Source organism: Variovorax boronicumulans (genome assembly GCF_029892485.1).
Taxonomy (GTDB): Bacteria; Pseudomonadota; Gammaproteobacteria; order Burkholderiales; family Burkholderiaceae_C; genus Variovorax; species Variovorax boronicumulans_B.
In genome coordinates this window covers 137,948-159,107 of sequence record NZ_JARXVG010000012.1, presented here as the reverse complement: position 1 = coordinate 159,107, position 21,160 = coordinate 137,948, and the positions used below count along the sequence as shown (strand labels likewise).

Below are 21,160 nucleotides of genomic sequence, written 5' to 3'. Positions count from 1 at the left end.
TTGACCCTAAGTCACCTCGAATCTATCGTCCGGCCGCCCATTCAAAAAAGCGGTTCACCGAGGCCGCATGCTGGAGACAAGACCATGCGCACACCGCGCCCCCACCCGACTCTTTCGATGATTGACGTCGCCCGTCGTGTCCGCCGTTCGTTCGGCCCCGCGATCGGTATTTCGCTGGTTTCACTCGTTCTGGTCGCTTGCGGGGGCGGAGGAGGAGGCGGCGCCGGCTTCTTCCCGATCGTGCCGAACAACCCGCCGGTCGACGGCGGCCCGCCAGACAACCCACCGCCCCCGCCCGTGGTGCCGGTCGTGGCCTGCGCGGACCTCGCGGGCAAGAGCCTGCCCGCCTCGCTGATCAGCCTGCCCACGCAAGGTGCCACCGTCACCAGCGCCACGCCGGTGGCCGCGACCGACGCCGGCAACCAGCTGGGCGACTACTGCCGCGTGCGCGGCACCATCCAGCCGGTGGACCCGGCCTCGCAACTCATCAACTTCGCGGTCAACCTGCCCGAGAAGTGGAACCAGAAGACCATCCACTTCGGCGGCGGCGGCTTCGACGGCGTGCTGATCGACGGCACCGAGGTCATCCGCTTCGGCCCTGTCGGCAAGCCCGCGCCGCTCTCGCTGGGCTATGCCACCTACGGCGATGACTCGGGCCACCAGTCGAGCAGCATCACCGACGGCAGGTTCGCGGCCAACGACGAGCAACTGGCCAACTACGGCGGCCAGTCGCTCAAGAAGACGCGCGACGTGGCGCAGGCACTGGTGTTCGCCCGCTACGCCGCGAAGCCCAAGCACGCCTACTTCCTCGGCACTTCGACCGGCGGGCGCGATGCGCTCAGCTACATCCAGCGCTGGCCCGAGGACTACGACGGCGTGATCGCCAACGAGCCCGCGCTCAACTACACCGGCACGCGGCTGTCGAATGTGGCGGTGGGGCGGGCGCTGTACAACAACAACGGGGCGGGCTGGATGAACGTGGCCAAGACGCTGCTGGTGCAGAAGGCCGCGATGCAGGCCTGCGACAAGCTGGACGGCGCGGCCGACAACATCGTGAGCAACGTGGAAAGCTGCCGCCTGCTGAACACGCAGATACTGGCCTCGCTGCGCTGCTCCGGTGGCGTGGACACGGGCAACACCTGCCTCTCGGACGCGCAACTCGCCACTGTGCGCACCATCGAATCGCCGCTCGACTTCACGACCTACGCGCTCGCCAATGGCATCAAGCGCGCCGGCGGCTACAACATCCTCGAAGGCGCACTCGTCGCCGGCCCGTACACCACGCGCGACCTCGGCACGCGGCCGGTGCCGGCGAATCCGGCCACCTCGGCCGACGCCAACATGTACGTCACCGGCGACCAGTGGGTGAAGTACTTCGTCACGCGCATCGCGGGCTTCGACGCGCTGAGCTTCGACCCGCTGGACCCGGGCACCTACACCGCGCGGGTGACCGAGGTCTCCAACCTCACCGATGCGACCAACTCGAACCTCGCGCCCTTCTTCGCGCGCGGCGGGCGGCTCATCATGCTGCACGGCCTGGCGGACGAGGTGATCAGCCCGAACTCGACCATCGACTACTACAAGCAACTCATCGCCACGGTCGGGCAGTCGGCGGTCGACCAGAACGTGCGCTTCTACACCGTGCCCGGCATGGGCCACGGCACCGGCAGCTTCATTCCCAACTGGGATTCGCTCGCAGCGCTGGAAGGTTGGGTCGAAGGCGGTCTCGCGCCCGCCACCGGGGTGGCGGTGGATGCCGTGGCCGGCAGCTATGGCCGCACGCGCCCGCTGTGCCTGTTTCCCTCGTGGCCCAAGTACCGCGGCGCAGGCAGCCTGGATGCGGCCGTCAACTACAGCTGCGTGACCGAGGTCGGCGACCCCTTGGCGTGCCCGAACTTGCCTGCAGCTGTCACCACCTACAAGGGCGGCGACAGCTTCGGCGAGGAGCTCAGCGTACGGATGGACCCGGCCACGATGGCCTACACCGTGACCATCGATGCGAGCCTGCAGCGCTCCGCCGGCACGGTGCGCACCGGCTCGCTGGTGGCGCAAGGCAGTTGCAGCTACACGAGCGGGGAGGGCGGCGCGGTCTTCAGCTTCGCGCCGGGCGGCGTGCTGCTGGGCGGCGTGAACGCGCCTAGCGGCGGCGGCTTCTCGCCCTTGGTGGCGTTCCAGAACACCTTCGAGAACACGGCCTCGCCGGCAGTCTTCAATCCGGTGGCGAACATCTTCAACACGGTGGGCGTGCAGCAGGGCACGGGCACCGCAGCGGCCTACGCCGGCGCGGTGCGGCTGCGCAACGCGGGCACCTTCCAGTACTGCCGCAGCGCGGCGGGCAGCGCTGGCAGCTTCATGGTCTACGACGCCAACTGCGCCGAAACCGAGAAGGGCTACATCACCTACAACACCACGCGCGGCGCCTTCGACGTGCGCACCACCTCGCCGACCGGCGGCGCCGTCACCACCGGCGGCACGCTCAGCGGCTCGATGGTGATCGGGCTGGTCAACGGTGCCGCGGTGCCGCTGCACCTGGTGCGCGACTCGGCCGCCACCGCGGGGCTGCGCATCTTCGGCCTGCAGCAAAGCCTGATGTCGGGGGCAGCCGACGGCAGCTACGCGATGGCCAGCGCGAAGGGCGAGAGCCGCGAGGCGACGGTGGCGGGCAGCGGCTTCAACCTCGGCGGTGCAGCGGCATCATTGAGCTACGACACGCCGGTGCCCGGCGTGGTGCAGGCCGATGCGGGCCGGCCGGGCAATTTCATATTCAACAGCGGTGTCCTTGGTTTCGTCACCACCGATGGAACGAACGCCGCGCTGGAACTCGGAGTACGCCATTGAAAAAGCAACTGTCCCAACTCGCCGCATTCGCTCTGCTCGGCACGGCACCGCTGCTGTCCGCGCACGCGGCCCCGAGCGCGCCCAAGCCCGCGACCTGTCCAGCCCCCATCCCCGACGCTGCGCGCTGCTACACAGGTGAAGACAGCACGGGCGCGCTCTACTGGATCGCGATCCCTAAAGACTGGAACCGCGTGCTCGTGATGCACGCCCACGGCGGCCCCGAGACCGGCCCGCCCAAGCTCGCGCGCAGCGAGGAAGACCTGAAGCGCTGGGCCGTCACCGTGAAGGCCGGCTATGCGTGGGCTGGCTCCACCTACCGACGCGGCGGCTACGGCGTGACCATGGCCGCCGAAGACACCGAGCGCCTCCGCCAGATCTTCGTGCGCCACTTCGGCCAGCCCAAGCGCACGCTGCTGCACGGCCAAAGCTACGGCGCAGGCGTGGCGGCGAAGGCGGCCGAACTCTATGCGCCGCCCGGCGATGCGAAGAGCCCGTATGACGGCCTTCTGCTCACCAGCGGCGTGCTCGGCGGCGGCAACAGCGCCTACGACTTCCGGCTCGACCTGCGCGTGGTCTACCAGTACGTCTGTCGCAACCATCCGCGGCCCGACGAGCCGCAGTACCCGCTGTGGATGGGCCTTCCGATGGACTCGAAGCTCACGCGCGGCGAGCTGGCGGAACGCGTGAAAGCCTGCACCGGCGTCGGCATGCCCGCCGCGCAGCGCACGCCCGAACAGTCCGCGCGCCTGAAGACCATCCTCTCGGTCGTGAAGATCCAGGAGCGCTCGCTCGTCGGCCACCTGAACTGGGCGACCTGGCTGTTCCAGGACCTGGTGCAGAAGCGCCTCGGCGGCCGCAACCCCTTCGGCAACATCGGCGTGGTCTACAGCGGCTCGGCCTACGATGCGGCGCTCAACGCCGGCGTGCTGCGCTACGCGGCCGACCCGCAGGCCAAGGGCGCATTGGCGGCCGACAGCCAGCCGACCGGCCGCACCTCGCTGCCCACGGTGGGCCTCCATGCCATCGACGATCCGACCGCCTTCGTCGAGCTCGAGAATTCCTACCGCCGCATCCGCGAGGCGGCCGGCACAGGCGGCAACCTGGTGCAGAGCTTCAGCGCCGAGCGCGAGCACAGCTACCTGAGTGATTCGGAATACCCCGCGCTCTTCGGCGCGCTGATGGACTGGATCGACAAGGGCGAGAAGCCCACGCCTCAGAGCCTGGCGCAACGCTGCGCATCGCTCGCGCCGCGCTACGACACCGACGGCAAGAACGGCTGCCACATCAAGCCAGAGTGGCAACCGCCCGCGCTCGAGAGCCGCGTGCCGACGCGCGAGCCCTGAATATTTTTGGCCTGGCCGGAGCGCGACCCGGTCAGTCCGCGGCCGGCGACGTCGATTCTTCAGTCCACCGCGCATGCGAGGCATGCAGGTGATGCAACATCGCCGCCACCGCCGCCTGCGGGTCCCGCGCCTCCAGCGCGCGGTAGATCACCTCGTGCTCCACGAATGCGGCCTTCCAGGCGTGCGAATTCTCGGTGCGCGCGCTCATGCGCGAGAGGATCGGGCTGTGCCGCCCATCGAACAGTTCCCCCACCAGGCGCACGAGCACCGAGTTGCCCGTCATCTCCGCGATGGCGAGGTGAAAGCGCCGGTCGTTCTCGGTCTGCGTGCGGCCGTTGAGGCCGTCCTGTCGCATGCTTTCCAGCGTTGCCTTCACGCGCTCCAGATGCTGCGGCGTGACGCGGGCCGAGGCCAGCGTGACCACCGAGCCTTCGAGCATCGCGCGCGCCTGCATCATTTCTGAAGGGCTTTCGCCCACAGCCGGCGTTGCGCGCTCCGAGGCGTCCGGCGACGCGCAGACATAAACGCCCGAACCCATCCGTATCTCGATGCGTCCGTCGATCTCCAGGGCGATCAGCGCTTCGCGCAGTGAGGGCCGCGACACCCCCAACTGCAAGGCCAGCTCCCGCTCCGGTGGCAGCCGCGCGCCGGCGGGCAGGTTGCCGTCGCGGATGAAAGCCCGGATCTGGTCCGCGATCTGTTGGTAGAGCCGGCGGGTGTCGGTGGGTTTGGCGGGGGGCTGCATGGATCGGTGCGGGGGCGGAGGCTATCTGGTCATGCCAGTTTGACACTTTCAAACGCCTACTTTTCGCTTATCGCGCCTGCTTTTGCTCGGGAAAACCCGCAAAGGGTTTGTTCTGGTAAGGCCAATTAACTCATGTGGCAAAGTGGTCATACCAAACTGGTAAGGCCAAAAATGCAGCCATGCGCAAAGGCCTGTTCCGCTTGGCAGTCCCCATTCAGAAAACAGCAGGAGACAAGAAGATGACGATGAAGAACCGCCGGACCATCGCCGCGGCGAGCGCCTTGTGCGCCTGCCTTGGCTTCGGTGTTGCGAGTGCCCAGGCCCAGAGCAGCGTGACCCTCTACGGCCGCGCGGTCGCGGGTGCCGACTACCAGAACAACATTGCCAACGACGAGGGCAAGGGCCGCGGCCATCTGTGGCGCCACGCCGGCAACCAATGGGGCACCAGCATGCTCGGCGTGAAAGGCACCGAAGACCTCGGCGGTGGCCTGACCGCCCTGTTCGTGCTCGAAGGCGGCTTCGACCTGCCTGCGGCCAAGCCCAATGGCGCCGACCTGCTGCTCAACCGGCGCTCCTACGTCGGCCTGCAGGACTACTGGGGCAAGCTGGTGCTGGGCAAGAACCTGGCGATCTCCAACGATGTGTGGTTCCTCGACCCCACGGGCCAGCAGTTCATCGGCACCGCGACGCTGGTGCGCGGGCGCAACTGGCAAGGCAATGACAACGGCATCGAGTACACGACGCCGACCTGGGGCGGCTTCAGCGCCACCGTGCAGACTGGACTGGGCGAGCAGACCGACGGCTTCACCAAGCTGCGCAAGGACGGCATCTCGATGTCGTACATCGCGCCCGCGTTCGAGCTGCGCGCCATCTACGACGTGGCGCGCGACAAGGACGGCAAGTACACCGACCTCTTCAACACCTCCAAGGAACTCACGCTCGGCGGCACCGCCACGCTCTGGGACGACCTGAAGATGTTCGCGGGCTACCAGCGCCTGTCGGCGCCCGATGCGCCGCTCAACGCACCGAGCAAGGCCAACCACTACTGGGTCGGCGCCAACTACAAGGTCACGCCCTGGCTGACGCTGATCGGATCGATGTTCCGCGTCACGCAGAACCGCGACGCCGGCAGCGCCAACCTGTACATGCTGGGCGCGAACTACGCGCTGTCCAAGCGCACGCTGCTCTATGCATCGGTGGGCAAGGTCTTCAACAGCGCGAATGCCAACTTCTCGGTGGAAGCGACCAACAACAACCCGGCTGCGGGTGGCAAGCAATCGGGCACGTACTTCGGCATGAGCCATACGTTCTGAGGCCAGTCCGGCGCCGCCGCCTTTCATCGAATTCGAATGACCACCTCCAGCAGACTCCGGAACAAGACGATCCTCGTCACCGCGGCGGCGCAGGGCATCGGCCGTGCCACCGCGCTGGCTTGCGCGCGCGAAGGCGCGCAGGTGATCGCGACCGACATCAACGCCGCGCTTCTCGACAAGCTGGCGCATGCATCCACCGGCATCCGGACGGCGGTGCTCGACGTGCGCAGCGCGGAGGCCATCGCCGCGCTGGCGGCCGAACTGCCGGCGCTCGACGGCCTCTTCAACTGCGCGGGCTACGTACACCACGGCAGCGTGCTCGATTGCGACGAGGCCGCGTGGGACTTCAGCTTCGACCTCAACGTCAAGAGCATGTACCGCATGGTGCGCGCTTTCCTGCCGGGCATGCTCGACAAGGCGAAGAGGCGCGAAGGCGGCGGCACATCGATCGTCAACATGGCGTCAATGGCTTCGTCGGTCAAGGGCTTTCCCAACCGCTTTGCCTACGGTGCTTCCAAGGCCGCGGTGATCGGCATGACCAAGGCCCTCGCGGCAGACCACGTGCAGCAAGGGCTGCGCTGCAATGCGCTGTGCCCCGGCACGGTGGACACGCCTTCGCTGCGCGAGCGCATCGCCGCCGCGCCCGACCCGGCGCAGGCCGAGCGCGACTTCATCGCACGCCAACCGATGGGCCGCCTCGCGGTGGCGGAAGACATCGCGCCGCAGGTCGTGTACCTGCTGAGCGACGAGTCGCGCTTCGTCACCGGCCAGGTGGTGCTCGTCGATGGCGGCGTTACCATCTGACGAGAGACGAAGGGTGCCAAGCAGAATGACACAGCGCATCGACTCGCATCAGCATTTCTGGCGACCCGCACGCGGCGACTACGCGTGGCTGCGTGCCGACGTGCCCGCTCTTGCGCCGCTGGTGCGCGACTTCCTCCCCGAGCATCTCGCCCCCCTTCTGCAAGCGCATGGCGTCGAGCGAACGGTGCTTGTGCAAGCCGCCGACTCGGAAGCCGAAACGGATTTCATGCTCGAACTGGCCACCGCACACGACGTGGTGGGCGGCGTGGTCGGCTGGGTCGACCTGAGCGCTCCCGATGCCGTGGCTTCGCTCGAACGCATGGCACGGAACCCCAGGTTCAAGGGCGTGCGGCCGATGCTGCAAGACCTGCCCGACGACGACTGGATCGCGCGCATGCCTCGCCCCGAGGCCATCCAGGCGCTGGTGCGGCTGGGTTTGCGCTTCGATGCCCTGGTCAAGCCGCGGCATCTTTCATCGTTGGTGCGCTTTCTCAAGGAATGGCCGCAGCTGCCCGTGGTGATCGACCACGCCGCGAAGCCGCCGGTCGGCGCACACGATGGCGAGGCCTTCGCGACCTGGCGCAGGCAGATGGCCGAGATCGCCGCGCTGCCGCAGGTGCACTGCAAGTTCTCCGGCCTCTGGGGCGAGGCGCCGCAGGCTGCGCACCATGACGTCGATGTGGCGGTGCGCGCCGTGCGCCCGGTGTGGGATCAGCTGCTCGAAAGCTTCGGCCCCGCGCGCCTCATGTGGGGCAGCGACTGGCCGGTGCTCACGCTGGCGGGCGACTACGCGGGATGGATCGCGGTCAGCGAAGCCTGCATCGGCGGCCTGTCGGCCGGCGAGCAGTCGCAGCTCTGGCGCGGCACCGCGCAACGCTTCTATGGCCTTCCAACGAACTGAACGCGCCATGCCATCCATCGTCACCATCCGCGACCTGTGCAAATCCTTTGCCGGCGTGCGCGCGCTCGACAGGGCGCAGTTCGATCTGCTGCCCGGCGAGGTGCATGCGCTCATGGGCGAGAACGGCGCGGGCAAGTCCACGCTCATGAAAGTGCTGGCCGGCGTCTACAGCAAGGACTCAGGCGACGTGCTGATCGACGGCCAGCCGGTGGACATCGCGAGCCCGCGCGCCGCGCAGGCGCTGGGCATCGGGATCATCCATCAGGAGCTGAACCTGATGAACCACCTGAGCGCCGCGCAGAACATCTTCATCGGCCGGGAGCCGCGCGGGCGCTTCGGCTTCTTCATCGACGAGGACGCGATGCGTGTGGAAGCGCAGCGCATCTTCGACCGCATGAACCTGCGGCTCGATCCGCACACGCCGGTTGGCGAACTCACGGTGGCCAAGCAGCAGATGGTGGAGATCGCCAAGGCGCTCTCGTTCGATTCGCGCGTGCTCATCATGGACGAGCCCACCGCCGCGCTCAACAACGAGGAGGTGGCCGACCTGTTCCGCATCATCGGACAGCTCCGGTCGCAGGGCGTGGCCATCGTCTACATCTCGCACAAGATGGATGAACTCAAGCGCATCGCCGACCGCGTGACCGTGATGCGCGACGGCCAGTACATCGCCACCGTGTCGATGGCCGACACGCCGATGAACACGCTCATCGCCATGATGGTGGGCCGCCAGCTTACCGAAGTGGAGAACGATTTTCCCGACACCGCGGGCAACGAGATCGTGCTGGAGGCCCGCGGCATCACGCGCGGCTCGATGGTGCGCGATGCGAGCTTCGTGCTGCGCAGGGGCGAGATCCTGGGCTTTGCGGGGCTCATGGGCGCGGGCCGCACCGAGCTCGCGCGTGCCGTGTTCGGTGCCGACCCCATCGATGCGGGCGAGGTGCGCGTGCGCGGCAAGAAGGTGTCGATCAGGTCGCCCGAAGATGCCGTGTCGCACGGTATCGGCTACCTCTCCGAAGACCGCAAGCACTTCGGCCTGGCGACCGGCATGGACGTGGAAACCAACATCGCGCTGCCGAGCATGAAGAAGTTTTTGTCGATGGGCGTCTTCATCGACCAGGCCGCCATCGAGGCGGCCGGGGTGCGCTATGTGAAGCAGCTCAACATCAAGACGCCCTCGGTGCGCCAGCAGGTGCGACTGCTCTCGGGCGGCAACCAGCAGAAGATCGTCATCGCCAAGTGGCTGCTGCGCGACTGCAGCGTGCTCTTCTTCGACGAACCCACGCGCGGCATCGACGTGGGCGCCAAGGCCGAGATCTACCGCCTCCTCAACGAACTGGCCGCGGAGGGCAAGGCCATCGTGATCATCTCTTCGGAACTGCCCGAGATATTGCGCGTGAGCCACCGCGTGCTGGTGATGTGCGAAGGCCGCATCACCGGCGAACTCGCGGGGCGCGAAGCCTCGCAGGAAAAGATCATGCAGCTCGCCACCCGGCGCGAAGCTGCAGCCACCGCTTGACGATTGGAGACCACGCCTTGACCACCCCCACTGCCACCACCGCCGCCGCCACACCCGGTTTCTCGCTGAAGGCGCGGCTGTTCCGGCCCGCCACGCGGCAGAAGCTGCTGGCCTTCGCCAGCCTCATCGCGCTGATGGTGTTCTTCAGCTTCGCCTCGCCCCAGTTCCTGCAGACCGACAACCTCGTGAGCATCCTGCAGTCGACCGCGGTGAACGGCGTGCTGGCCATCGCCTGCACCTTCGTCATCATCACGGCGGGCATCGACCTGTCGGTGGGCACGCTCATGACCTTCTGCGCCGTCATGGCCGGCGTGGTGCTCACCTACATGGGCATGCCGCTGGCGCTGGGCATCGCGGCCGCGATCTTCTTCGGCGCGCTGGCCGGCTTCGTATCGGGCGTGCTGATCGCCAAGCTCAAGGTCCCGCCGTTCATCGCCACGCTGGGCATGATGATGCTGCTCAAGGGCCTGTCGCTGGTGATCTCGGGCACCAAGCCGATCTACTTCAACGACACGCCGGGCTTCACCGCCATCTCGCAGGATTCGCTGATCGGCGACCTCGTGCCCTCGCTGCCGATTCCGAACGCAGTGCTCATCCTGTTCCTGGTCGCGGTGGCCGCGAGCATCCTGCTCAACCGGACCATCCTCGGGCGCTACACCTTTGCGCTCGGCAGCAACGAGGAGGCGGTGCGCCTCTCGGGCGTGAACACCGATTTCTGGAAGGTCGTGGTCTACACGGTGAGCGGCGGCATCTGCGGCATCGCGGGCTTGCTCATCGCCTCGCGCCTGAACTCCGCGCAGCCGGCGCTCGGGCAGGGCTACGAGCTCGATGCGATCGCGGCGGTGGTCATTGGCGGCACCTCGCTCAGCGGAGGCACCGGCACCATCGTCGGCACGATCATCGGCGCCTTCATCATGAGCGTGCTGACCAACGGCCTGCGCATCCTTTCGGTCGCGCAGGAGTGGCAGACGGTGATCACGGGCGTGATCATCATCCTGGCGGTGTACGCGGACATCCTGCGCCGCCGCAGCAACAGCAAGCACTGATTCGAATTCCCATTTCTACAACCACAGGAGACTTTTGCATGATTCAACGAAGAGCAGTCACCACCGCACTCGGCGCGGCCCTCATCGGCCTGTCGGGCTTCGCGCAGGCGCAGCAGGCGCAGGAGATCTACATTCCGCTCGTGTCCAAGGGCTTCCAGCATCAGTTCTGGCAGGCCGTGAAATCGGGCGCCGAACAGGCTGCGAAAGACCTGAAGGTCAAGGTCACCTTCGAAGGCCCCGAGTCGGAGGCGATGATCGACAAGCAGATCGACATGCTCTCCGCCGCGCTGGCCAAAAAGCCGCAGGCCATCGGCTTTGCTGCACTTGATAGCCAAGCCGCCATTCCGCTCCTGAAGAAGGCGCAGGCCGCGAAGATCCCGGTGGTCGCGTTCGACTCCGGCGTGGATAGCGACATTCCCGCGACCACCACCACGACCGACAACAAGGCGGCTGCCGCACTCGCCGCCGACAAGATGGCCGAGCTGATCGGCAAGTCGGGCGAGGTCGCGCTGGTGGTGCACGACCAGACCAGCCGCACGGGCGTGGACCGGCGCGATGGGTTCGTGAACCGCATCAAGTCGACCTACCCGAACATCAAGATCGTGAGCGTGCAGTACGGCGGCGGCGACCAGCTGAAGTCGACCGAGATCACCAAGTCGATATTGCAGGCCTCGCCGAACCTCAAGGGCATCTTCGGCGCCAACGAGGGCTCCGCCATCGGCGTGGTCAACGGCGTGAAGGAGATGAAGCGCAACGGCAAGGTCGTGATCATCGGCTACGACTCCGGCAAGCAGCAGAAGAACGCGATCCTCGACGGCAGCATGGCCGGCGCGATCACGCAGAACCCGGTGGGCATGGGCTACAAGACCGTGGAGATGGCGGTCAAGGCGATCAAGGGCGAGAAGCTGCCCAAGATCGTGGACACGGGCTTCTTCTGGTACGACAAGACCAACATCGCCGATCCGAAGATCGCCGCTGTTCTGTACGACTGATCCCTTTCGCCGAAGAGCCTGTTCATGACCATCGTTCGATCCATGCGCGTACTGGACGTGCGCTTTCCCACCTCGCAGCAGCTCGACGGCTCCGACGCGATGAACCCCGACCCGGACTACTCCGCGGCGTACGTCGTGCTGGAGACCGACCAGCCGGGGCTCGAAGGCCACGGCCTGACCTTCACCATCGGCCGCGGCAACGAGATCTGCTGCGCGGCCATCGAGGCGATGCGTCATCTGGTCGTCGGGCTCGACCTGCAGTGGGTGGCCGAGGACATGGGCCGCTTCTGGCGGCACATCACCTCCGACAGCCAGCTGCGCTGGATCGGGCCCGACAAGGGTGCGATCCACCTGGCGACCGGCGCGGTGGTCAATGCGATGTGGGACCTGTGGGCCAAGTCCGAAGGCAAGCCGGTGTGGCAATTGGTGGCGGACATGAGCCCCGAGGAACTGGTGCGCTGCATCGACTTTCGCTACATCACCGACTGCATCACGCCCGAAGAGGCGTCGGTGTTGCTGCGCGATGCCGCCGTAGGCAAGGCCGAGCGTGTCGCGACGCTGCAGGCCGAGGGCTACCCCTGCTACACCACCTCGGCCGGCTGGCTTGGCTACTCCGACGAGAAGCTGCGGCACCTGGCGCAGGAGGCGGTCGATGCGGGCTTCAACCACATCAAGCTCAAGGTGGGGCGCGACCTGCAGGACGACATCCGCCGCCTGAGAGTGGCGCGCGAGGTGCTCGGGCCCGATCGCCATCTGATGATCGATGCCAACCAGGTGTGGGAGGTCGACCAGGCCATCGACTGGGTGCGGCAGCTTGCATTCGCCAAGCCCTGGTTCATCGAGGAACCCACGAGCCCCGACGACGTGGAAGGCCACCGCAAGATCCGCGAAGGCATTGCACCGGTGGTGAAGGTGGCCACGGGCGAGATGTGCCAGAACCGCATCATGTTCAAGCAGTTCATCATGCGCGGCGCCATCGACGTGGTGCAGATCGACTCATGCCGGCTCGGCGGTGTGAACGAGATCCTCGCGGTGATGCTGATGGCCGCGAAGTACAAGCTGCCCGTGTGCCCGCACGCGGGAGGCGTGGGGCTGTGCGAGTACGTGCAGCATCTGTCGATGATCGATTACCTCTGCATCTCGGGCACGCGCGAAGGCCGGGTGATCGAGTATGTGGACCACCTGCACGAGCACTTCGTGGAGCCTTGCGAGATCCGCGATGCGGCGTACATGCCGCCTACGGGGGCGGGCTTCTCGATCACGATGAAGCCCGAGTCGCTCGAGCGTTATCGCTTTCGCGGGTAGATGGAAGAAGAGACAAGGAAAGGCATCGCGCAGTCATGGATCTCGATTTGAAGGACAAGGTCGTGCTCGTCACCGGTGGCGGCAGCGGCATCGGCGCGGCCATCTCGCTCACGCTCGCGCGTGAAGGGGCCGTGCCGGTGATCTGCGGCAAGAACCCGCTGGATGCCGCGTTCGAGGAAGAGCTGCGCGGGCTGCAGCCGCAGGCGCGGTTTCTCCAGGTTGAACTGATGGAAGAGGCGGCTTGCGCCAAGGCCATCGAAAGCACCGTCGCGGAGTTCGGGCGCATCGACGGGCTGGTCAACAACGCGGGGGTGAACGACAGCGTGGGGCTCGAAGCAGGGCGCGAGGCTTTCGTCGCATCGCTCGAACGCAACCTCGTGCATTGCTATGTGATGGCGCATTTCAGCTTGCCCCATCTGAAGGCCAGCCGGGGCGCCATCGTCAACATCTCGTCGAAGACCGCGGTGACCGGGCAGGGCAACACCAGCGGCTACACGGCGGCCAAGGGCGCGCAGCTGTCGCTGACGCGCGAATGGGCCGCTTCGTTGCTGGAGGACGGCGTGCGCGTCAATGCGGTGATTCCTGCCGAGGTGATGACGCCGCTGTACCAGCGCTGGATCTCAGCCTTCGACGAGCCCGACCGCAAGCTCGCCACCATCACCGACAAGATCCCGTTGGGACGGCGGATGACGACATCGCAGGAGATTGCGAACGCCGTGGTGTTCCTGCTTTCCGACAAGGCGTCTTCGCACACGACGGGGCAGTGGGTGTTCGTGGACGGCGGGTATACGCACCTGGATCGGGCGTTGACCTGATCTTTTCTCTCAACGATTCTGGATTGAACGACCCATGCGCCACTGCCTTGCCCTCGACCTGAAAGACGACCCGGCGCTGATCGCGGAGTACGAGGCGCATCACCGCAACATCTGGCCCGAGGTGCGCGCGCACCTGCATGCGCATGGCGTGACGGGGATGGAGATCTATAGGCTCGGCACGCGCATGGTGATGCTGATGGAGACGGACGATGCGCGGTATGACGCGGAGGCGATGGCGGCTGCGACGCGGGGCGATCCGAAGATTCGGGCGTGGGAGGAGTTGATGTGGAAGTTTCAGGCGCCTACGCCTTGGACGCCTGAAGGGGAGAAGTGGGTGGCCATGGATCGGATCTTCTGCTTCTAGATTCGATCCCGGCTCGCACTACAGCCTCAGCCCAACCACATCGTTCCGCCTGCAGAGCGACGAATGGCGGCAGACCACGGAAATGATGCGCGGCATCCTCGGGGACACGCAGCGGCTCCGCGCTGGAGCGCCTGCGCATGCTCACGCATGCCTTCATTCGCTCAGAGTGCGAGGAAGCAGAGGTACGAACGGCGCCGGGTGACGCCGCGCCGTTCTATCGCGATGCACCCGAGGCACAGGAAGTGCGCGCCGACGGCGAGGAAATCGTTCGCGTGTTCATGGCAGAGGCCCTGCCAGCGGCTTTCGATGCCACGCGTGCCATGGCGGGCGACCTCATCGTGGCGACGCTCAGCGCGGTAAGGAAAGAGTTTTCAGAAAGCCCTCGAACCGACGCCCAGATCGAGGCCTGGGCGGACTCGATGGCCGACATGTTCCGCGTCTACATGGAGAGCCTCCAGAGACGCCCCACCCGTCAATGATCGTGATGCAGGTAGCTCGCCTGTCTTGGAAGGCGCAAGCTGACGAGGAACGCAATCACCATCATCCCGCTCACGTACCAGAAGAACGCCGACTCATGGCCAAGTGACTTGAGCCCCAGCGCCACGTATTCAGCCGACCCACCGAAGATCGCGTTGGCCACGGCGTAGGCCAGGCCAACACCCAGGGCCCGCACTTCCGGTGGAAACATCTCGGCCTTCACGATCCCGCTGATCGAGGTGTAGAAGCTCACGATCGCCAGCGCCGCGATGATCAGCACGAAGGCCAGCACGGGGCTCGTCGTGTATTGCAGTGCCGTCAGGATCGGCACGGTGGCGAGCGCACCAAGTCCACCGAACAGCAGCATGTTGGTCCGTCGCCCGATGCGGTCCGACAGCGCGCCGAACACCGGCTGCATGCACATGTAGACGAACAGCGCGCCGGTCATCACATAGCTCGCGGTCTTGATCGGCAGATGCACCGTGTTCACCAGGTACTTCTGCATGTAGGTGGTGAAGGTGTAGAAGATCAGCGAGCCGCCGGCCGTGTAGCCCAACACCGTGAGGAACGCCGGCGTGTGGTGCTTGAAGAGCCCGGCCATGCTGCCGGCTTCCTTGTTGGCCTTGGCTTCGGCGCTCTGCGTTTCATGCAGCGTGCGGCGCAGCAGCAGTGCGACCACGGCGGCGACGGCGCCGATCACGAAGGGAATGCGCCAGCCCCATGACTTGAGTTCGGCCTCCGTCAGCAACTGCTCGAGCACCACGATGACGAGCACCGCAAGCAGCTGTCCGCCGATCAGCGTGACGTACTGGAACGACGAGAAGAAACCGCGCTGGCCACGCAGCGCCACCTCGCTCATGTAGGTGGCCGTGGTGCCATATTCGCCACCCACCGACAGGCCCTGGAACAGCCGGCACACCAGCAGCAGGAACGGCGCCCAGGCACCGATCTGTGCATAGGTCGGCAGGCAGGCGATGACCAGCGAGCCCGCGCACATCATCGTCACCGAGATCAGCATCGAGGTCTTGCGTCCGAGCTTGTCGGCCACGCGGCCGAAGAGCCAGCCGCCGATGGGCCGCATGAGGAAGCCGGCCGCGAACACGCCAGCGGTGTTGAGCAGCTGCGCGGTGGGGTCCGACTTGGGGAAGAACGCCGGCGCGAAATACAGCGCCGAGAACGCATACACGTAGAAGTCGAACCACTCGACCAGGTTGCCCGACGAGGCCGCCATGATGGCGAAGATGCGGTGCCGTTTCTCTTCGGCGGTGTAGTGCGGTGGAGAAGACGAAGAGGCCGTTTGGCCTCCTTGAGTGGGCGTGACTGCGCTCATGGTGGCTTTGCCGCCATGCAGGGCGGCTATGTTGTTGTTGCCACGATATTTTGCCCCCGCACCGGGAAGGCTCGTGTCAGTAGGAACCGCATCTGCCTACCCCCGGAAGGGCCTTGGGGAGTGCCTTAGAAGGTGCCCGGCAGCAGGATGCTCGAATCGACGGTGTCGATCTGCGTGTGGCCGCAGAAGGCCATGGTGATGTCCAGTTCCTTGTGGATGATCTGCAGCGCGCGCGTCACGCCCTCCTGCCCGTGGGCGCCCAGGCCGTAGAGAAAGCTGCGGCCGATCATCGTGCCGCGGGCGCCGAGCGCGCGGGCCTTGAGCACGTCCTGCCCGCTGCGGATGCCGCCGTCCATCCACACCTCGATCTCGCTGCCCACGGCCTCGACGATGGCCGGCAGCGCCGCGATGGAGGAGGGCGCGCCGTCGAGCTGACGGCCGCCGTGGTTCGACACGATGAGCGCATCGGCGCCGCTGCTGGCTGCAAGGCGCGCATCTTCCACGTCCATGATGCCCTTGAGGATGAGCTTGCCGCCCCAGAGCTTCTTGATCCATTCCACGTCGGCCCAGCTCAGCGCGGGATCGAACTGCTCGGCGGTCCACGACGAGAGCGACGACAGGTCCTTCACGCCCTTGGCGTGGCCCGCGATGTTGCCGAAGGTGCGGCGCTTGGTGCCCAGCATGCCCATGCACCAGCGCGGCTTGGTCGCGAGGTTGATGAGGTTCTTGATCGTGGGCTTGGGCGGCGCGGTCAGGCCGTTCTTGATGTCCTTGTGGCGCTGGCCGAGGATCTGCAGGTCCAGCGTGAGCTGCAGCGCCGTCACGTTGGCGGCCTTGGCGCGTTCGATCAGGCGCTCGATGAAGTCGCGGTCCTTCATCACGTAGAGCTGGAACCAGAAGGGATGGCGGTCGGTGTTCTCGGCGATGTCCTCGAGCGAGCAGATGCTCATGGTCGAGAGCGTGAACGGAACGCCGAAAGCCTTGGCCGCGCGGGCGCCGAGGATCTCGCCGTCGGCGTGCTGCATGCCGGTGAGGCCGGTGGGCGCGATGGCCACGGGCATGGCCACCTCCTGGCCGACCATGGTGGTGCGGGTGGAGCGGCCCTCCATGTTCACGGCCACGCGCTGGCGCAGCTTGATCTTTTGAAAGTCGCTCTCGTTGGCGCGGTAGGTGCCCTCGGTCCAGGCGCCGGAGTCGGCGTAGTCGTAGAACATCTTCGGCACCCGCCGCTTGGCGATCACCCGCAGGTCTTCGATGTTGGTGATCTTGGAAAGGTCGGCCACGGGGCAGTCTCCTGGGTAGTCTCTGTTGTTCGTTTCGCGTGAGCGGCATTATGGGCAGGCCCCGCCGCGGGCCGAGTGTGGTGCCCGAGACGGACCCCGATCTGAAAAATACCCAGGCCGGACCTGAAAAGAATTCAGTCAGTCCCGCAGCGCCTGCCGCAGCCACTCGACGAAGGTCGCGCACTCCCAGCGCTCCATCGCCCCCGGCCGCCAGCACAGGAAGTAGGCGTTGGGCGAGGGCACGCTCTCTGCCGAGAGCCGCACGAGGCGCCCGTTCTCCAGCCAGGCGCTGCCCAGCTTCAGGTGCATGAGCACCACGCCGAAGTCTTCGGCCGCCGCATCGAGCGCCAGGCCCAGGTCGTTGAACTGGTGGCCCGTGGCCGGCTCGGGCAGGCCGATGCCGCAGGCCTTGAACCAGGTGCGCCACGATTCGAGCGGCGTGCGCAGCAGTTGCACACGCGAGACCTCGGCATCGGTCGCAAAGCCGTCGAACGGGCCGTGGCGCTGCAGGTACGCCGGGCTGCAGGCGGGCGCCACGTCGTCGGCCAGCAGCTGGCAGAACTCGCGGTCGTGAAAAGGCCCGGTGCCGAAGCGCAGCTCCAGGTCGGCCTCTTCGGCCGTCATGTTGCGCACCGGCATGGTCACCTGCAGCATCAGTTCGATGTTCGGATAGGCATCGCGAAACCGTGCGAGACGCGGCAGCAGCATCTGGCGGGAGAACGTGGGCGTCACCGCCACGCGCAGCCTGCGCACCTGCGATTCGGGCTCGCGGCCGGGCACCTGCTGCAGAGCGGCAATGGCTTCGCGCACGCGGGCGAGGTAGGCCACGCCGTCGGCGCTCAGGCCGAAATCGTTGCCGGCGAAGAGCTTGAGTTCGAGTTGAGTTTCGAGCTGCCGGATGCGGTGGCTCACCGCGCTGGGCGTCACGCTGAGCTCCTCGGCCGCGAGGTTCACGCTGCGCAGCCGTGCAACCGCCTCGAAGGCCTGCAGGCCCTGTGTCGAGGGAAGTCGCATGGAGGAAACCATCTGTTGTTGCCGAGGAGAGCGGGGTAGGATGTTAGCGAAACGCTCCCGGTCGCTCGCGGCGGACTTCGCATCGTCTCGTGTTGCCGACTCAAAAAGATTCCAACAAAGAGGAGACAAGCGCATGGTCTGGCAACAGGTCTACAACCCGTTCGGCAATATGGTGGTATCGACGGCACTGGCCGCGATACCGGTGGTGGTCATGCTCGTGAGCCTCGGGCTCCTGCATGTGAAGGCGCACTACGCGGCGGGGCTCGGCCTGCTGAGTGCGGTGGTCATCGCGGTCTTCGCCTTCGGCATGCCGGCCGACATGGCGGGCAAGGCGGCCTTCCTGGGCGGCATCACCGGCCTCCTGCCTATCGGCTGGATCGTGCTGAACATCATCTTCCTGCAGCAGCTCACCGAGCAGAACGGCAGCTTCAAGATCCTGCAGGACTCCATTGCCGGCATCACCGAAGACCGGCGCCTGCAACTGCTGTTGATCGCGTTCGCATTCGGTGCCTTCTTCGAGGGTGCGGCGGGCTTCGGCACGCCGGTGGCGGTGACGGCCGCGATCCTCATCGGCCTGGGCTTCTCGCCGCTGGCGGCCTCGGGCCTCTCGCTGATCGCCAACACGGCGCCGGTGGCCTTCGGTGCGCTCGGCACGCCGGTCATCACGCTGGCCAAGGTGCACGGCTACGACCTCATGGCGGTCACCGCGATGATCGGGCGGCAGTTGCCTTTCTTCTCGCTGCTGGTGCCGTTCTGGCTCATCTGGGCCTTCTCGGGGCGCAAGGGAATGATGGAGGTGTGGCCCGCCATCCTGGTGACGGGCCTGTCCTTCGCGATTCCGCAGTTCCTGGTGTCCAACTACATCGGCCCCGAGCTGGTGGACATCATCGCGGCGCTGGTGTCGATGACCTCGCTGGTGCTGTTCCTGCGCGTGTGGAAGCCCAAGACCATCTGGACCTCCGTGTCGCTCAAGGGCCACGAGAAAGACGGCGGCGAGGCCGGCCCCGTGGTCTTGCCGACGAAGCACCCGCGCGCCGACGTGATCCGCGCCTGGACGCCGTGGATCATCCTCACCGTGTTCGTGTTCATCTGGGGCCTGCCGGTGGTCAAGACCTGGCTCAACGGCATCTTCGCGCCCAGCTTTCCGATCGACGGGCTGAACAACATGATCGAGAAGGTGGCGCCCGTGGTGCCCAAGCCGACGAAGGAGGGCGCCGTGTACCAGCTGCTGCTGCTCTCTGCCACGGGCACCGGCATCCTGGCCGCGGCGCTCGTGGGCGGGCTGATCATGAAGTACAACCCGGTCCAGCTCGTTGCCGCCTACGGCCGCACGCTGTGGCTGGTGAAGTTCTCGCTGCTCACCATCATGCTGATGCTCGCGCTCGGCACGCTCACGCGCTACTCGGGGCTGGACACCACGCTGGGCCTGGCCTTCGCGAACACCGGCATGTTCTATCCATTCTTCGGCACGCTGATGGGCTGGCTGGGCGTGGCGCTCACGGGGTCCGACACCGCATCGAACGTGCTCTTCGGCGGCATGCAGAAGGTGGCGGCCGACCAGCTGGGCCTGAGCCCCAACCTCATGGGCGCGGCCAACAGCTCGGGCGGCGTGATGGGCAAGATGATCGATGCGCAGTCGATCGTGGTCGCCTCCACCGCCACGCGCTGGTTCAACCACGAAGGCGAGATCCTGCGCTACGTGTTCTTCCACTCCATCGCGCTGGCGTGCCTCGTCGGCTTCTACGTGACGCTGCAGGCCTACGTGTGGCCGTTCACGCTGATGGTCGTGAAGTAGCTTCTCCGGAGGAGGCCACCAGCGCCTCCAGCAGCCGTCGCAGATCGCCCGTGGCTTCGCGCGCCACGGCGGCATCGCCCATCTGGGCCTTGACGATGGCGCCGTCGACGCCGATGCTCGCGGCCTGCGCGAGCGCCATGCGTGCGGGCAGTTGCGAAGGCAGTAGGCCCGCGATCACCTCGACCATCTCGCGCTTGTGCGCGCGCGAGCGCTCCAGCGCGCCTTCGACGCTGCCGCCCACTTCGGCCGTCGCGTTGATGAACGCGCAGCCACGAAACACCGGGTCGGCAAACCACTCGGCCATCACGTCGGCCAACAACAGCAGGGCGCCGGCATCACCCGCGCGCTCGTGCGCGCCGCGCCGGCCCAGCGCATCGACGAACCACGCCATCCACCGCGTGTGGCGGTGGTCGAGAAACTCGCGCACCAGGTCGTCCTTCGAGGGGAAGTGCCGGTAGAAGGTGACCTTGGTGACGCCCGATGCGGCGATCACGCGGTCGATGCCTGTGGCGCGGATGCCATCGCGGTAGAAAAGGTCGTGCGAGGTGACGAGGATGCGCTCGCGCGCGGGCAATGCGGAGATGTCCATGCGGCGATTGTAGGCATGTAGACAGGTCTGTCTACTCGTGGCACATTGCGGGCCTTCGCCACTCCTTCAACGCAACGAAAGTCCCTCATGGAATCCCGCCCGCCGCTGCCGCCCTTCACCCTCGAGACCGCGACCAAAAAGGTCCAGGCCGCCGAAGACGCCTGGAACACCCGCGACCCTGTTCGCGTGAGCCTGGCCTACACGCCCGACACCGAATGGCGCAACCGCGCAGACTTCATCAACGGCCGCGAGCAGGTGGTGGAGTTCTTCACCCGCAAGTGGGAACGCGAGCACGACTACCGTTTGAAGAAGACGCTCTGGGCTTTCATGGACAACCGCATCGCGGTGCGCTTCGAGTACGAATGGCACGACGCCGCGGGCCAGTGGTTCCGCAGCCATGGCAACGAGAACTGGGAATTCGCCGAGAACGGCCTGATGCAGAAGCGCTACGCAAGCATCAACGACCAGCCCATTGCGGAGTCGGAGCGCAAGTTCCGCTGGGAGCGCTGACCGGTCTTGCTCCTTCCCCCTCTGGGGGAAGGTTGGGATGGGGGCAGGCCTTCGAGCAGGCGCAATGCTTTTTTGGAGGCCGCGTGCCCCCACCCCAGCCCTCCCCCGGAAGGGGAGGGAGCAAGTCAACTGGGCATGTCTGTTGCTTGTCCCGCCACATCCCTTTCACACCCAGGA

19 protein-coding genes are annotated in these 21,160 nt (G+C 66.4%); 14 read left to right on the top strand and 5 right to left on the bottom strand.

Annotated features, from left to right (window positions below; all coding sequences use genetic code 11):
• The first annotated feature begins 117 nt into the window (after nucleotides 1-117).
• Together M2282_RS24795 and M2282_RS24790 are read left to right on the top strand one after the other, a co-directional pair.
• Complete coding sequence (locus M2282_RS24795) at nucleotides 118-2,838, top strand: tannase/feruloyl esterase family alpha/beta hydrolase (RefSeq protein WP_280811428.1); 2,721 nt, start codon at nucleotides 118-120, stop codon at nucleotides 2,836-2,838.
• Nucleotides 2,835-4,181, top strand: coding sequence for a hypothetical protein (locus M2282_RS24790; protein WP_280811427.1), 1,347 nt, complete (start codon nucleotides 2,835-2,837; stop codon nucleotides 4,179-4,181). Before M2282_RS24795 ends, M2282_RS24790 begins: the two co-directional genes overlap by 4 nt.
• Nucleotides 4,182-4,212: 31 nt before the next feature.
• Here the strand turns inward: M2282_RS24790 and M2282_RS24785 are convergent, their stop codons facing one another.
• Nucleotides 4,213-4,926 carry a FadR/GntR family transcriptional regulator gene (locus M2282_RS24785; protein WP_280811426.1) on the bottom strand — a complete coding sequence of 238 codons (714 nt, stop codon included), beginning with the start codon at nucleotides 4,924-4,926 and terminating at the stop codon, nucleotides 4,213-4,215.
• Between the two features lie 239 nt (nucleotides 4,927-5,165).
• Between M2282_RS24785 and M2282_RS24780 the strand changes: the two genes are divergently transcribed.
• The 10 genes from M2282_RS24780 (at nucleotide 5,166) to M2282_RS24735 (ending at nucleotide 14,464) form a co-directional block, all read left to right on the top strand.
• Nucleotides 5,166-6,239, top strand: coding sequence for a porin (locus M2282_RS24780; protein ID WP_432422938.1), 1,074 nt, complete (start codon nucleotides 5,166-5,168; stop codon nucleotides 6,237-6,239).
• Between the two features lie 36 nt (nucleotides 6,240-6,275).
• Nucleotides 6,276-7,043: an SDR family oxidoreductase gene (locus M2282_RS24775; RefSeq protein WP_280811425.1), complete on the top strand. Its 768-nt coding sequence runs from the start codon at nucleotides 6,276-6,278 to the stop codon at nucleotides 7,041-7,043.
• A 25-nt stretch (nucleotides 7,044-7,068) separates the two neighbouring features.
• The gene (locus M2282_RS24770) at nucleotides 7,069-7,944 is read left to right on the top strand and encodes an amidohydrolase family protein (protein WP_280811424.1); all 876 of its coding nucleotides are present in this window, start codon (nucleotides 7,069-7,071) and stop codon (nucleotides 7,942-7,944) included.
• 7 nt (nucleotides 7,945-7,951) lie between these two features.
• Nucleotides 7,952-9,463, top strand: a complete 1,512-nt coding sequence (locus M2282_RS24765; RefSeq protein ID WP_280811423.1) for a sugar ABC transporter ATP-binding protein — start codon at nucleotides 7,952-7,954, stop codon at nucleotides 9,461-9,463.
• Between the two features lie 17 nt (nucleotides 9,464-9,480).
• Nucleotides 9,481-10,509 carry an ABC transporter permease gene (locus tag M2282_RS24760; RefSeq protein WP_280811422.1) on the top strand — a complete coding sequence of 343 codons (1,029 nt, stop codon included), beginning with the start codon at nucleotides 9,481-9,483 and terminating at the stop codon, nucleotides 10,507-10,509.
• 38 nt (nucleotides 10,510-10,547) lie between these two features.
• On the top strand, nucleotides 10,548-11,501 hold the full coding sequence (locus M2282_RS24755) for an ABC transporter substrate-binding protein (protein WP_280811420.1): 954 nt from the start codon (nucleotides 10,548-10,550) through the stop codon (nucleotides 11,499-11,501).
• 24 nt (nucleotides 11,502-11,525) lie between these two features.
• Nucleotides 11,526-12,806, top strand: a complete 1,281-nt coding sequence (locus tag M2282_RS24750; RefSeq protein WP_280811419.1) for an L-fuconate dehydratase — start codon at nucleotides 11,526-11,528, stop codon at nucleotides 12,804-12,806.
• Nucleotides 12,807-12,841: 35 nt separating this feature from the next.
• Nucleotides 12,842-13,621 (top strand): SDR family oxidoreductase, encoded by a 780-nt coding sequence (locus tag M2282_RS24745; protein ID WP_280811418.1) that lies wholly within the window; start codon nucleotides 12,842-12,844, stop codon nucleotides 13,619-13,621.
• Between the two features lie 34 nt (nucleotides 13,622-13,655).
• Nucleotides 13,656-13,985 carry an L-rhamnose mutarotase gene (locus M2282_RS24740; RefSeq protein WP_280811417.1) on the top strand — a complete coding sequence of 110 codons (330 nt, stop codon included), beginning with the start codon at nucleotides 13,656-13,658 and terminating at the stop codon, nucleotides 13,983-13,985.
• A 137-nt stretch (nucleotides 13,986-14,122) separates the two neighbouring features.
• Nucleotides 14,123-14,464, top strand: coding sequence for a hypothetical protein (locus M2282_RS24735; RefSeq protein WP_280811415.1), 342 nt, complete (start codon nucleotides 14,123-14,125; stop codon nucleotides 14,462-14,464).
• Here the strand turns inward: M2282_RS24735 and M2282_RS24730 are convergent.
• The 3 genes from M2282_RS24730 to M2282_RS24720 form a co-directional block, all read right to left on the bottom strand.
• On the bottom strand, nucleotides 14,458-15,792 hold the full coding sequence (locus M2282_RS24730; protein WP_280811414.1) for an MFS family transporter: 1,335 nt from the start codon (nucleotides 15,790-15,792) through the stop codon (nucleotides 14,458-14,460). The two genes, M2282_RS24735 and M2282_RS24730, sit on opposite strands and share 7 nt — an antisense overlap.
• 125 nt (nucleotides 15,793-15,917) lie before the next feature.
• Nucleotides 15,918-17,075 (bottom strand): alpha-hydroxy acid oxidase, encoded by a 1,158-nt coding sequence (locus tag M2282_RS24725; RefSeq protein WP_280811413.1) that lies wholly within the window; start codon nucleotides 17,073-17,075, stop codon nucleotides 15,918-15,920.
• Between the two features lie 138 nt (nucleotides 17,076-17,213).
• Nucleotides 17,214-18,089 carry a LysR substrate-binding domain-containing protein gene (locus M2282_RS24720; RefSeq protein WP_280811411.1) on the bottom strand — a complete coding sequence of 292 codons (876 nt, stop codon included), beginning with the start codon at nucleotides 18,087-18,089 and terminating at the stop codon, nucleotides 17,214-17,216.
• Nucleotides 18,090-18,222: 133 nt separating this feature from the next.
• On the opposite strand from M2282_RS24720, the gene M2282_RS24715 reads away from it, so the two are divergent.
• A complete protein-coding gene (locus tag M2282_RS24715) occupies nucleotides 18,223-19,884 on the top strand; it encodes an L-lactate permease (protein ID WP_280811410.1) in 1,662 nt (553 codons plus the stop codon).
• On the opposite strand, the gene M2282_RS24710 is transcribed toward M2282_RS24715, so the two are convergent.
• A complete protein-coding gene (locus M2282_RS24710) occupies nucleotides 19,862-20,473 on the bottom strand; it encodes a TetR/AcrR family transcriptional regulator (RefSeq protein ID WP_280811409.1) in 612 nt (203 codons plus the stop codon). The genes M2282_RS24715 and M2282_RS24710 overlap by 23 nt on opposite strands.
• Before the next feature lie 87 nt (nucleotides 20,474-20,560).
• Between M2282_RS24710 and M2282_RS24705 the strand changes: the two genes are divergently transcribed.
• Complete coding sequence (locus tag M2282_RS24705) at nucleotides 20,561-20,983, top strand: nuclear transport factor 2 family protein (protein WP_280811408.1); 423 nt, start codon at nucleotides 20,561-20,563, stop codon at nucleotides 20,981-20,983.
• The last annotated feature ends 177 nt before the right edge of the window (nucleotides 20,984-21,160 follow it).

Coding starts and splice junctions, on each gene's coding strand:
- M2282_RS24795 (WP_280811428.1), top strand. CDS start 118: ATGATTGACGTCGCCCGTCGTGTCCGCCGTTCGTTCGGCCCCGCGATC.
- M2282_RS24785 (WP_280811426.1), bottom strand. CDS start 4,926: ATGCAGCCCCCCGCCAAACCCACCGACACCCGCCGGCTCTACCAACAG.
- M2282_RS24780 (WP_432422938.1), top strand. CDS start 5,166: ATGACGATGAAGAACCGCCGGACCATCGCCGCGGCGAGCGCCTTGTGC.
- M2282_RS24775 (WP_280811425.1), top strand. CDS start 6,276: ATGACCACCTCCAGCAGACTCCGGAACAAGACGATCCTCGTCACCGCG.
- M2282_RS24770 (WP_280811424.1), top strand. CDS start 7,069: ATGACACAGCGCATCGACTCGCATCAGCATTTCTGGCGACCCGCACGC.
- M2282_RS24765 (WP_280811423.1), top strand. CDS start 7,952: ATGCCATCCATCGTCACCATCCGCGACCTGTGCAAATCCTTTGCCGGC.
- M2282_RS24755 (WP_280811420.1), top strand. CDS start 10,548: ATGATTCAACGAAGAGCAGTCACCACCGCACTCGGCGCGGCCCTCATC.
- M2282_RS24750 (WP_280811419.1), top strand. CDS start 11,526: ATGACCATCGTTCGATCCATGCGCGTACTGGACGTGCGCTTTCCCACC.
- M2282_RS24745 (WP_280811418.1), top strand. CDS start 12,842: ATGGATCTCGATTTGAAGGACAAGGTCGTGCTCGTCACCGGTGGCGGC.
- M2282_RS24740 (WP_280811417.1), top strand. CDS start 13,656: ATGCGCCACTGCCTTGCCCTCGACCTGAAAGACGACCCGGCGCTGATC.
- M2282_RS24735 (WP_280811415.1), top strand. CDS start 14,123: ATGCTCACGCATGCCTTCATTCGCTCAGAGTGCGAGGAAGCAGAGGTA.
- M2282_RS24730 (WP_280811414.1), bottom strand. CDS start 15,792: ATGAGCGCAGTCACGCCCACTCAAGGAGGCCAAACGGCCTCTTCGTCT.
- M2282_RS24720 (WP_280811411.1), bottom strand. CDS start 18,089: ATGCGACTTCCCTCGACACAGGGCCTGCAGGCCTTCGAGGCGGTTGCA.
- M2282_RS24715 (WP_280811410.1), top strand. CDS start 18,223: ATGGTCTGGCAACAGGTCTACAACCCGTTCGGCAATATGGTGGTATCG.
- M2282_RS24710 (WP_280811409.1), bottom strand. CDS start 20,473: ATGGACATCTCCGCATTGCCCGCGCGCGAGCGCATCCTCGTCACCTCG.
- M2282_RS24705 (WP_280811408.1), top strand. CDS start 20,561: ATGGAATCCCGCCCGCCGCTGCCGCCCTTCACCCTCGAGACCGCGACC.